The 10,995-nt window shown below is 74.5% G+C and carries 12 protein-coding genes; 10 read left to right on the forward strand and 2 right to left on the reverse strand.

Annotation, left to right across the window (positions count from 1 at the left end; all coding sequences use genetic code 11):
- Positions 1-127 precede the first annotated feature (127 nt).
- From ACFVIM_RS27720 to tsaE, 4 genes are all read left to right on the forward strand, one after another.
- A complete protein-coding gene (locus ACFVIM_RS27720; RefSeq protein WP_384306714.1) occupies positions 128-1,573 on the forward strand; it encodes an NAD(P)H-hydrate dehydratase in 1,446 nt (481 codons plus the stop codon).
- A gap of 216 nt (positions 1,574-1,789) precedes the next feature.
- Positions 1,790-2,956 (forward strand): alanine racemase, encoded by a 1,167-nt coding sequence (gene alr, locus ACFVIM_RS27725; RefSeq protein ID WP_384306717.1) that lies wholly within the window; start codon positions 1,790-1,792, stop codon positions 2,954-2,956.
- Between the two features lie 13 nt (positions 2,957-2,969).
- A complete protein-coding gene (locus ACFVIM_RS27730) occupies positions 2,970-4,193 on the forward strand; it encodes an alpha/beta fold hydrolase (RefSeq protein WP_384306719.1) in 1,224 nt (407 codons plus the stop codon).
- Positions 4,168-4,791, forward strand: coding sequence for a tRNA (adenosine(37)-N6)-threonylcarbamoyltransferase complex ATPase subunit type 1 TsaE (gene tsaE, locus ACFVIM_RS27735; protein WP_384306722.1), 624 nt, complete (start codon positions 4,168-4,170; stop codon positions 4,789-4,791). Before ACFVIM_RS27730 ends, tsaE begins: the two co-directional genes overlap by 26 nt.
- Positions 4,792-4,922: 131 nt before the next feature.
- Here tsaE and ACFVIM_RS27740 read toward each other — a convergent pair whose 3' ends face one another.
- Both ACFVIM_RS27740 and ACFVIM_RS27745 read right to left on the reverse strand, forming a co-directional pair.
- The gene (locus ACFVIM_RS27740) at positions 4,923-5,345 is read right to left on the reverse strand and encodes a hypothetical protein (RefSeq protein WP_384306725.1); all 423 of its coding nucleotides are present in this window, start codon (positions 5,343-5,345) and stop codon (positions 4,923-4,925) included.
- Between the two features lie 299 nt (positions 5,346-5,644).
- Positions 5,645-6,172 (reverse strand): hypothetical protein, encoded by a 528-nt coding sequence (locus tag ACFVIM_RS27745; protein WP_384306742.1) that lies wholly within the window; start codon positions 6,170-6,172, stop codon positions 5,645-5,647.
- Between the two features lie 278 nt (positions 6,173-6,450).
- On the opposite strand from ACFVIM_RS27745, the gene tsaB reads away from it, so the two are divergent.
- The 6 genes from tsaB to ACFVIM_RS27775 all read left to right on the forward strand — a co-directional run.
- The gene (gene tsaB, locus ACFVIM_RS27750; protein WP_384306727.1) at positions 6,451-7,122 is read left to right on the forward strand and encodes a tRNA (adenosine(37)-N6)-threonylcarbamoyltransferase complex dimerization subunit type 1 TsaB; all 672 of its coding nucleotides are present in this window, start codon (positions 6,451-6,453) and stop codon (positions 7,120-7,122) included.
- Between the two features lie 47 nt (positions 7,123-7,169).
- Entirely contained in the window at positions 7,170-7,622 is a 453-nt protein-coding gene (gene rimI / locus ACFVIM_RS27755; RefSeq protein WP_384306744.1) for a ribosomal protein S18-alanine N-acetyltransferase, read from the forward strand.
- Positions 7,622-8,770: a tRNA (adenosine(37)-N6)-threonylcarbamoyltransferase complex transferase subunit TsaD gene (gene tsaD, locus ACFVIM_RS27760; protein WP_384306730.1), complete on the forward strand. Its 1,149-nt coding sequence runs from the start codon at positions 7,622-7,624 to the stop codon at positions 8,768-8,770. Before rimI ends, tsaD begins: the two co-directional genes overlap by 1 nt.
- Positions 8,767-9,078: a hypothetical protein gene (locus tag ACFVIM_RS27765; RefSeq protein WP_384306733.1), complete on the forward strand. Its 312-nt coding sequence runs from the start codon at positions 8,767-8,769 to the stop codon at positions 9,076-9,078. The genes tsaD and ACFVIM_RS27765 overlap by 4 nt, the downstream gene beginning before the upstream one ends.
- 259 nt (positions 9,079-9,337) lie before the next feature.
- On the forward strand, positions 9,338-9,694 hold the full coding sequence (locus ACFVIM_RS27770) for a YciI family protein (protein ID WP_384306736.1): 357 nt from the start codon (positions 9,338-9,340) through the stop codon (positions 9,692-9,694).
- A 66-nt stretch (positions 9,695-9,760) separates the two neighbouring features.
- Positions 9,761-10,995: RNA polymerase sigma factor (locus ACFVIM_RS27775; RefSeq protein WP_384306739.1), on the forward strand; the 1,235-nt coding region annotated here is incomplete at its 3' end.

Below are 10,995 nucleotides of genomic sequence, written 5' to 3' on the forward strand. Positions count from 1 at the left end.
CTCCCGGTGGGCGCCCCCGGTGGTCGTGCGTACCGATCGTACCCCTACTTAGGTAAGGCAAACCTAAGTAGAAACTGATCGCCCGTCAAACCTCCCTCCAGAGGTGAGGTGCGGCAGACTCGGCGGTATGCGAACCGCTTATCGCGTGGAGACCGTACGGGCCGCCGAGGCCGAACTGATGGCGCTCCTGCCCGACGGCGCGCTGATGCGACGGGCCGCCGCCGGACTCGCCGCCGCCTGCGCCGAACTGCTCGGACGGGTGTACGGGGCCCGGGTCGTGCTCCTCGTCGGCAGCGGCGCCAACGGCGGTGACACCCTGTACGCGGGCGCCCGCCTCGCCCGCCGCGGCGCCGGAGTCACCGCCGTCCTGCTCGCGCCCGGCCGCACCCACCGCGAGGGACTCGACGACCTCACCCGGGCCGGCGGACGGATCGCGGACGACCCCTTCGAGGCGCTCGCCACCGCCGACCTCGTCCTCGACGGCATCACCGGCATCGGCGGCCGGGGCGGACTGCGGCCCGAGGCCGTGCCCGTCGCCCGCGCCGCCCGCGGTTCCAGCGCCGTCATCGTCGCCGTCGACCTCCCCAGCGGCGTCGAGGCCGACAGCGGCGAAGTGCGCGGGGAGGCCCTCCGCGCCGACCTCACCGTCACCTTCGGCACCCACAAGCCCGCGCTGCTGATCGACCCGGCACGCGAGTACGCGGGCGCCGTACGGCTCGTCGACATCGGACTCGGCCCCCATCTGCCGTCCGTGCCCGAGATCGAGGCGCTGCACCACGCCGACGTGGCCCATCTGCTGCCCGAACCGACCGGCGAGAGCGACAAGTACCGGCGCGGAGTCGTCGGTATCGCCGCCGGGTCCGCCCGCTACCCGGGAGCCGCCGTGCTCGCCGTCGCGGGCGCGCTGCGCGGCGGCGTGGGCGCCGTGCGCTATGTCGGCCACGCCGCCGACGCGGTCATCGCGCGCTTCCCTGAGGCCCTGGTCCACCCCGGCCCGCCCGCCAGGGCCGGACGGGTCCAGGCGTGGGTCGTCGGCCCCGGGCTCGCCGACGCCGCCACCGACACCACCGTGGCCGACATCCTCGCCAGCGACGTCCCGGTCCTCGTCGACGCCGACGGCCTGCACGCCCTCGACGCCGAGACGGTACGGAGACGGGCCGCCCCCACCCTGCTCACCCCGCACGCCGGAGAAGCGGCGGCCCTCCTCGGCGTCGCCCGGGAATCGGTGGAATCCGCCCGGCTGGACGCCGTCCGCGCCCTCGTCGCCCGCTACGGCGCGACCGTCCTGCTCAAAGGGTCCACCACGCTCATCGCCGACCCCGACGGCTCCACCGCCGTCCGCGCCGACCCCATGGGGACACCCTGGCTCGCCACCGCGGGCAGCGGCGATGTCCTCTCCGGGCTGACCGGGGCGCTGCTCGCCACCGGCCGCCCGGCGCTGGACGCGGCGTCGGTGGGGGCGTATCTGCATGGGCTCGCGGCGCGGCGGGCGAGTGGGCGGGGGGCGCCGATCACGGCGCTGGAGGTGGCGGAGGCGCTGCCGGGAGCGTGGGGGGACACCCGGGAGGGATAGCCCCGGCGGGCCGGGGCCTCGTGGGCCGGGCCCGCGCGCCGGTGGGCCTGGAGTTTCCCCCCGTTGTAGCCACCCTCCCCCAGGTTCCGCCCAGGGGACCCCCATCGCCCCGCGGAACGGCGTGCCCGCACGCGGGCGGAACCCGGCCTGCCCACAACGGAGGGGCGGGCGGGCCGGGGTGTGGGGGGTGGGGGGTGCTCTGAGAGACTGGCGGGGATGAGCCAGACACCGCCGCCGCCCCGCGTCCGCGCCGAGATCGATCTCGACGCCCTCCGCGCCAACGTCCGCGTGCTCCGCTCCCGGGCCCCCCGCTCCGCCCTCATGGCCGTCGTCAAGGCCGACGGGTACGGGCACGGCGCCGTCCGGTGTGCCCGTGCCGCCGTCGAGGCCGGGGCCGAGTGGCTCGGTACCGCCACCCCCCAGGAGGCGCTTGCGCTGCGCGCCGCCGGGATCTCCGGGCGGATCATGTGCTGGCTGTGGACCCCGGGTGACCCCTGGCGCGAGGCCGTCGAGGCGGATCTGGATCTGGGTGTCAGCGGGATGTGGGCGCTCTCCGAGGTCAGCGCCGCCGCCCGGGAGGCGGGCCGCCCGGCGCGGATCCAGCTCAAGGCCGACACCGGTCTGGGCCGCAACGGCTGTCAGCCCGCCGACTGGCCCGAGCTGGTCGCCGCCGCCCGTGCCGCCGAGGACGAGGGCGTGGTGAAGGTGACGGGCCTGTGGTCCCACTTCGCCTGTGCCGACGAACCCGGCCACCCCTCGATCGCCGCGCAGCTCGCCGTCTTCCGCGCGATGGTCGCCCATGCCGAGGCCGAGGGGATCGACCCCGAGGTGCGCCATATGGCCAACTCCCCGGCGACGCTGACCCTGCCGGACGCGCATTTCGATCTCGTACGGACCGGGATCGCGATGTACGGGGTCTCGCCCGCGCCCGAGCTGGGTACCCCCGCCGAGCTGGGGCTGCGGCCGGTGATGACGCTCACCGCCTCCGTCGCCCTGGTCAAGGGCGCGCCCGCCGGGCATGGCGTGAGCTACGGCCACCGCTATCTCACCGAGGACGAGACGACGCTGGCGCTGGTCCCCGTCGGTTACGGCGACGGTGTTCCCCGCCATGCCTCCGGCCGGGGCCCGGTCCTGGTGGGCGGCGAGTGGCGGCGGGCGGCCGGACGGATCGCGATGGACCAGTTCGTGGTCGACCTGGGTGGGCAGAAGATCCAGGAGGGCGCCGAGGCGGTGCTCTTCGGCCCCGGGACCCGGGGTGAGCCCCTGGCGGAGGACTGGGCGCTGGCGGCCGGGACCATCGCGTACGAGATCGTCACCCGGATCGGCGCCCGTGTGCCCCGGGTCTACCGGGACGGGTCCGCGACGGCCGGCGACGGCGACTGAGGCGGGCGGTGCGGTGAGCGAGAGCACGGGGGAGGCCGTCGCGGCGGTCTCAGCGTTGTCAGGAGGCTCAGGGGGCTGGCGCCGGGCCGGTGTCGCCGGTGTCGCGGTGGGTGTCCTCGCGGCGGGCGCCGCCGCCGGGGTCGCCATCGAGCGGCTCACCGTCAGCCGCGGTGTCCGCAAGAAGGCCCGGCTGGCGATCGACGCCTCCGGCCCGTACGGCGCGCTGCGCGGTACGCCCGGTGAGGCCGTCGCCGACGACGGCACCCCGCTCTACTACGAGACCGACCCGGTCGACTCCCAGGGTGACGTCCCCCGGCGGCGCAGGCTCTTCGGCCGCAAGGCGCCCGCGCCGGTCACCGTCGTCTTCAGCCACGGCTTCTGTCTCACCCAGGACTCCTGGCACTTCCAGCGCGCCGCCCTGCGCGGACTGGTCCGTACCGTCCACTGGGACCAGCGCGGCCACGGCCGCTCCGGCCGGGGCGTCGCCCAGTCCGGGCCGGACGGGGTGCCCGTCTCCATCGACCAGCTCGGCCGGGATCTGCGGGCCGTGATCGACGCGGCCTCCCCCGAGGGGCCGCTGGTGCTGGTGGGGCACTCGATGGGAGGGATGACGGTGATGGCGCTGGCCGACCAGTATCCGGAGCTGGTACGGGAGCGGGTCGTCGGCGTCGCCCTGGTCGGCACCTCCAGCGGACGGCTCGCCGAGGTCAGCTATGGCCTCCCGGCGGCCGGGGTCAACGCGGTGCGCCGGGTGCTGCCGCAGGTGCTGCGCGCCCTGACCGCCCAGACCGAGCTGGTGGAGCGGGGGCGGCGGGCCACCGCCGACCTCTTCGCCGGGCTGATCAAGCGGTACTCGTTCTCGTCCCGTGAGGTGGATCCGGCGGTCGCCCGGTTCGCCGAACGACTGATCGAGAGCACCCCCATCGATGTCGTCGCCGAGTTCTACCCCGCCTTCGAGGAGCACGACAAGGCGGCCGCGCTCTCGGCCCTGACCGACACGCCCGTCCTGGTGCTCGCCGGGGAGAAGGACCTGGTCACCCCCAGCACCCACAGTGAGGCCATCGCCGATCTGCTGCCCGAGGCCGAGCTGGTGCTCGTGCCGGACGCGGGCCATCTGGTGATGCTGGAGCACCCGGAAGCGGTCACCGACCGGCTGGCCGACCTGCTCGCCCGCGTCGGCGCGGTGTCCGCAGCGGCTAACGTTGGCCCGTATGGAAGCACCGCAGACCCCCGCTGATCTCCTGGCGGGCACCGCCGGGGCCGCCGCGACCCCCGGGAGTGGCGCCCCCACCGGGGCAGGGACCCCCGCCGGGGGCGGGACCGCTGGAGCCGGCACCCCCGCCGAGGGCGATGCCACCGCCGTGGCCCGGACCGCCGTCGACTCCGCCGGCCGGATGACGGAGCTGGGCCGGCGCCTCGCCACCCTGCTGCGCCCCGGCGACCTGGTCATGCTCACCGGCGAGCTGGGCGCGGGCAAGACGACCCTGACCCGGGGCCTGGGCGAGGGCCTGGGCGTGCGGGGCGCGGTCACCTCCCCGACCTTCGTCATCGCCCGGGTCCATCCCTCGCTCACCGGCGGCCCGGCCCTGGTCCATGTGGACGCCTACCGGCTCGGCGGCGGTCTGGACGAGATGGAGGATCTCGACCTCGATGTCTCGCTGCCGGACTCGGTGATCGTGGTCGAGTGGGGGGACGGCAAGGTCGAGGACCTCTCGGAGGGCCGGCTCCATGTGGTGATCCACCGGGTGGTGGGCGCCACGGACGACGACCGCCGCGAGGTGACCCTCACCGGGTACGGGGAGCGCTGGGCCGGAGTCGATCTGGCCCTGGTCTGAGACCGCTGGGATCCGGGGGCCCTCGCTGCGGGGCGCCGCCGGACGGCGATGGTTCCGACAGGCCGTCGGGAAAAGGTTGCACAGGCGGCGCCGTGCGTGTTCACATGGGACGGAGAGTTGGTTAGGTCTACCTAACCTGCTGCCCCCGCGAGCCAGGAGGCACCCATGTCGGCGTATGAGCCCACGCGGTCGCCGCGGTCCCAGGCGGCCGAGACCGCTCCGTCTTCTCCTCTGTCCTCGATTCCCTCTGTTCCCTCGTCTGCGTCCTCTGCGTCCTCTGCGCCCTCTGTGTTGCCCGTGTCGTCTGAGTTGCCTGAGTCGCCTGTGCCGTCGGCGCCGTTCTCGGTGCTCTCCCGGGTCCCCGCGGTGGCGTCGGCGGGATCGATGGGTGCCGCGAGTCCGGTGGGTTCGGCGGAATCAGTGGGGCCGGTGGGGGCGGTGGGCTCAGTGGGGCCGGTGGGGGCGGTGGGCTCAGTGGGGTCGTCGGCTCCGTCCGGCGCGCCGTCGATGCGTGAGCTTCTCGCCTCCTGCGCCGCCGCGAGAGCGGTCTCCACGCCGCCGCGGCCGCGGCAGCGGCATGAGGGGTTGCCGTCCCAGGACGCCGCCTAGCGTCTCGGCCTGGCTCCCGTGGCCTGCGGCTCTCCCTCCGGAGCCGGTGGCCGTGGGCCCGCGCGGGCCTGGTGCCCTGGGATGCCCCGGCGCCTGCCCGCTCCCTGACCCCGCCCGATCCCGGCGGGAGCCCCTGGCCCGCTCGTCCGTCCCCGGGCGTATCCCCCGTGCGGGTCCTGGGGGCGCGTATGCGGATGGGGAGTGCGCCCCCGGGAGTCCCGCCGGGCCCGTGGGGCGGCACGGCTTACGGAACGACGACGACCTTGGTGTCGATCGTCGCGAAGCGCCACATCGCGTCCCCGTCCGCCCGGGTCATCCGTACGCCCCCGGTCTTGCGCCCCGGTTCCGGCCGGGCCACCGTCCCGTCCACCGCCGCGCTGAAGCCGATCACCGTCCGTCCCATCTGGTGGAACCTGACCACGTGCTCGATCGCGGCGCCGTCGCCGCCCGTGCCCCTGCCGGACCGCGACATCACCTGGTAGGTGCCCGGGGCCGGGATCACCGTCGACGGTGTCACCGTGAAGGTGCGGAGCACCCGGTCCCGCCCGGAGACCAGCCAGACCCGCTGGCCGGAGAGCCGGTAGACCACCCGTACCCCGGTGTCGGAGGGCACCGGCAGCGCCAGGGGGTCCCGGGGCTTCTGGGGGGCCTTGGCCGGGGCGGAGGCGGCGGGCTTGGCCGCCGCGCCCTCCCGGTCCGGGGCGGACGCCGACGCCTGGTAGGCGAGGACGCCGACGGTGGCGATGGAGGCGGCCGTCAGCCCGGCCACCATTCCCGCGCTGCTTCCCACCGTTCCCACCTCTCGTGCGCGTCCCGCCCGTCCCGTATCCCTCGTACGTCCCGTGCATCCCGTACGCCCGTGGGGGAGCGGGAGGGGGTGGCCGAGGTCCGGGTGGGTTTTCTGATCTCTTTCGTCGGCTTTGACGGCCTGCGCAAGAGATCAAAGATTTTCATGTGTTGTATCAAGTTATGTCCGGGTTGACGGTAGCAGGGCGCCGTGGGGATGACGGGGCGCCGTGCCACCCGCCGCGAGCGCCGTAGGCTGTTCGCGTGCTCTTGCTCGCTGTGGATACCGCCACCCCCGCCGTGACCGCCGCCCTCCACGACGGCTCGTCCGTCGTCGCCGAGACGAGCAGCGTGGACGCCCGCCGCCATGGCGAGCTGCTGCTGCCCGCCGTCGACCGTGTCCTGGCCGAGGCCGGGGTGCGGCTGGACGCCGTCACCGCCGTCATCACCGGGGTCGGCCCCGGCCCGTACACCGGGCTGAGGGTCGGCCTGGTCACGGCCGCCACCTTCGGCTCCGCCCTCGGCGTGCCGGTCCACGGGCTCTGCACGCTGGACGGCCTCGCCTACGCCAGCGGCCTTGAGGGCCCCTTCGCCGTCGCGACGGACGCCCGTCGCAAGGAGGTCTACTGGGCCCGCTACGACTCCGCGCGCGAGCGGGTCGGCGGCCCCTCGGTGGACCGGCCCGCCGATATCGCCGAGGAGCTCGCCGGGCTCCCCGTCGTCGGCGCCGGGGCCCGGCTCTACCCCGAGGCGTTCCCGGACGCCCGGGGCCCCGAGCATGTCTCCGCCGGGGCGCTGGCCTCGCTGGCCGCCGAGCGGCTCGCGGCGGACCCCTCCGGCTCCTCCGGTGGGGGGTTCCTGCCGCCGCTGCCGCTCTATCTGCGCCGCCCGGACGCGCAGGTGCCGAAGAACTATAAGGTGGTCACCCCCACGTGACCGCCCACCCCTCCTCCGTACGATCCCTGCCGGTGACCCTCCGGGAGATGCGCTGGTGGGACCTCGGGCCCGTGCTCGCTCTGGAGCACGACCTGTTTCCCGAGGACGCCTGGTCGGCCGGGATGTTCTGGTCCGAACTGGCCCACGCGCGCGGCCCCGCCGCCACCCGGCGCTATGTCGTCGCCGAGGCGGACGGCCGGATCGTGGGCTATGCCGGACTGGCCGCCGCCGGTGACCTCGGCGACGTCCAGACCATCGCCGTCGCCCCGGACCACCGGGGTACGGGGCTGGGAGCCCGGCTCCTGACCGATCTGCTGCGCCACGCCACCGCCTTCGAGTGCGAGCAGGTCTTCCTGGAGGTACGGGTGGACAACACCAGGGCCCAGAAGCTCTATGAGCGCTTCGGCTTCGAGCCCGTGGGATTCCGCCGTGGCTACTACCAGCCCGGCAATGTCGACGCGCTCGTCATGCGGCTGAATGTGCAAGGGAATGTTTACTGATGGCTGACGAACCGCTCGTACTGGGCATCGAGACCTCCTGCGACGAGACCGGCGTCGGAGTCGTGCGCGGCACGACCCTGCTGGCCGACGCGGTCGCCTCCAGCGTCGACGCCCACGCCCGCTTCGGCGGGGTGGTGCCCGAGATCGCCTCCCGGGCCCATCTGGAGGCGATGGTCCCCACGATCGAACGCGCCCTCGCGGAGGCCGGGGTCAGCGCGCGCGACCTCGACGGCATCGCCGTCACCGCCGGTCCGGGGCTGGCCGGGGCGCTCCTGGTGGGTGTCTCCGCCGCCAAGGCGTACGCGTACGCCCTCGGCAAGCCCCTCTACGGGGTGAACCACCTCGCCTCCCACATCTGTGTCGACCAGCTGGAGCACGGGAAGCTGCCCGAGCCCACCATGGCCCTGCTGGTCTCCGGCGGACACTCCTCGCTGCTGCTGGCCCCGGACATCACCAGCGATGTCCGCCCGCTGGGGGCGACCATCGACGACGCGGCGGGCGAGGCGTTCGACAAGATCGCGCGCGTGCTCGACCTCGGTTTCCCGGGCGGTCCGGTGATCGACCGCCTGGCCCGCGAGGGCGACCCGGCGGCCATCGCCTTCCCGCGCGGTCTCACCGGCTCCCGCGACCCCGTCTACGACTTCTCCTTCTCCGGGCTGAAGACGGCCGTCGCCCGCTGGGTCGAGGCCAAGCGCGCGGCGGGCGAGAACGTGCCGGTGCGCGATGTCGCCGCCTCCTTCCAGGAGGCCGTGGTCGACGTCCTGACCCGCAAGGCGGTCCGGGCCTGTGTCGACGAGGGCGTGGACCATCTGATGATCGGCGGCGGTGTCGCCGCCAACTCCCGGCTGCGCGCCCTCGCCCAGGAGCGCTGTGAGCGCGCGGGCATCCAGCTGCGCGTCCCGCGCCCCAAGCTCTGCACCGACAACGGCGCCATGGTCGCCGCCCTCGGCGCGGAGATGGTGGCGCGCGGCCGCCCGGCCTCGGACCTGGAGCTGTCGGCGGACTCCTCGCTGCCGGTGACGGACCCGCATGTGCCCGGCAGGGCGTACGGCACCACAGACGAGCACGGCACCCCCGGCCATGGGCACGCGCACGGGCATACGCACGACCATGTGCACGAGATCAGCAAGGACAATCTGTACTCATGAGCGTGGTCGCCCTGATGTGGGAGGCCCGCGCCGCCGAGGGGCGCGGGGACGAACTGCTCGCGTGGGCCCGTGCCCAGGCGCTGTCCCCCGCCCCGCGGCGGCGGGAGTCCTTCCGGGCGGGCCCGGACCGGGTCCTGGTCATCACCTGGTGGGAGACGGCCGGGGACGGCGCGGGCGCGGATCCCGGCGCTGACGGCGGCCCCGGGCCGCTCGGCGCGCCGGACCTGCCCGAACTGCCGGAACCCGCGCCTGAGCTGGTCACCCGGGCGGTCCACCGCTGGCGGTTCGCCTCGGTGGGGCTGGGGTAGCCGACCCCGTACGGGCGCGTGGCCGGGCCGACTCCGTACGGGCGTACGGGCGTAGGGGTGGCCACGTGGCGGCGGCCGCGCCTGGTTCCGCGGACCGCCGACACGCGCCCCGACGCGGTTGGGCGCACCGGATCGCGGGCGCGCCGCCGAAGAAACCTCAAGGAGATCCGGCGGGGGTGTCGATCCGGCGGTCTCCCGTTCGACACAGGGGTGAGAGCGCCGGGGAACGGCCCCGCCGCCCGAACCAGAAGGAGTCACCATGCCGCGTTTTCTGACCCTGATCACCCTGGACGAGCGCACGATCCCGGCCGAGGGCCACAGCCCCGAGATGGGCGAGCGGATGGGGGCGCTCCTGGAGGAGATCACCAAGGCGGGCGTCATGCTGGACACCGGCGGTCTCACCCCCAGTGCCGAGGGGACCCGGCTGACCTGGTCGAAGGGCAAGATCACCCACACCGACGGCCCCTTCACCGAGACCAAGGAGGTCGTCGGCGGCTACTCCATCTGTCAGGCCAAGGACATGGCGGAGGCGGTGGAGTGGAGCAAGCGCTTCCTCCTGGTGCATGACGAGCACTGGACGGTCACGGCCGAGGTCCGCCAGATCGTGGAGGGCTGAGCACCCGCCGGCGGGGGCGGTCCGGCGTCGCTTGCCCGCCCCCCGCCCGGCTGTTCTGATGAGGCGGTGACAACAGCGAACGCGGTGGAAGCCGTCTTCAGGATCGAGTCGGCACGGATCATCGCGGTGGTGACGCGGATCGTCCGCGATGTCGGTATCGCCGAGGAGATCGCCCAGGACGCCCTCGTCGCCGCGCTGGAGCAGTGGCCCCGGTCGGGCGTCCCGGACCAGCCCGCCGCCTGGCTGATGACCACGGCCAAACGCCGGGCCATCGACCTCGTCCGCCGCAAGGAGAACTACGCCCGCAAGCTCGCGGAGGTCGGGCGGACCCTGGAGGACGTTCCGCCGCCCGCCGAGCCGTCCGACCCGGACGACATCGACGACGACCTGCTGCGGCTGATCTTCACCGCCTGTCATCCGGTGCTCTCCACCGACGCCCGGATCGCGCTCACGCTGCGCCTGCTCGGCGGACTGACGACCGAGGAGATCGCCCGCGCCTTCCTCACCTCCGAGCCGACGGTCGCCCAGCGCGTGGTCCGCGCCAAGCGCTCCCTGGCGAAGGCGGGCGTTCCCTTCGAGGTGCCGTACGGCGCCGATCGCGCGGCCCGGCTCGGGTCCGTCCTGGAGGTCATCTACCTGATCTTCAACGAGGGGTACTCGGCCACGGTGGGCGACGACTGGATCCGCCCGGCGCTCTGCGAGGACGCGCTGCGGCTGGCCCGGGTGCTGGCGGGCCTGGTGCCCGGCGAGTCCGAGGCGCACGGCCTGGCCGCGCTGCTGGAGCTCCAGGCCTCCCGTACGGCCGCCCGTACCGGACCCGGCGGCGAACCGGTCCTCCTCGCCGACCAGAACCGCTCCCGCTGGGACCGGCTGCTGATCAACCGGGGCTTCGCCGCCATCGTCCGCGCCAACGAGACGGCGGCCGCCCCCGGCCCCTATCTGCTCCAGGCCGCCATCGCCGCCTGCCACGCCCAGGCCGTCCGCTACGAGGACACCGACTGGCGGACCATCGCCACCCTCTACGCGACCATGGAGGCCCTGGTCCCCTCCCCGGTCGTCCGCCTGAACCGCGCGGTCGCCCTCTCCATGTCCGAGGGCCCGGCCGCGGGGCTCGCCCTGGTCGACTCCCTGGCGGACGAACCGGCGCTGAAGGGCTATCACCTGCTGCCCAGCGTCCGCGGCGACCTCCTCGAACGCCTCGGCCGTACGCGGGAGGCCCGTGCCGAGTTCGCCCGCGCGGCCGAACTGACCCGCAACGAGCGGGAACGGTCACTCCTGCTGGCCCGCGCGGAGAGCGGCGC

The organism is Streptomyces sp. NPDC057638, from assembly GCF_042800315.1.
Taxonomy (GTDB): domain Bacteria; phylum Actinomycetota; class Actinomycetes; order Streptomycetales; family Streptomycetaceae; genus Streptomyces.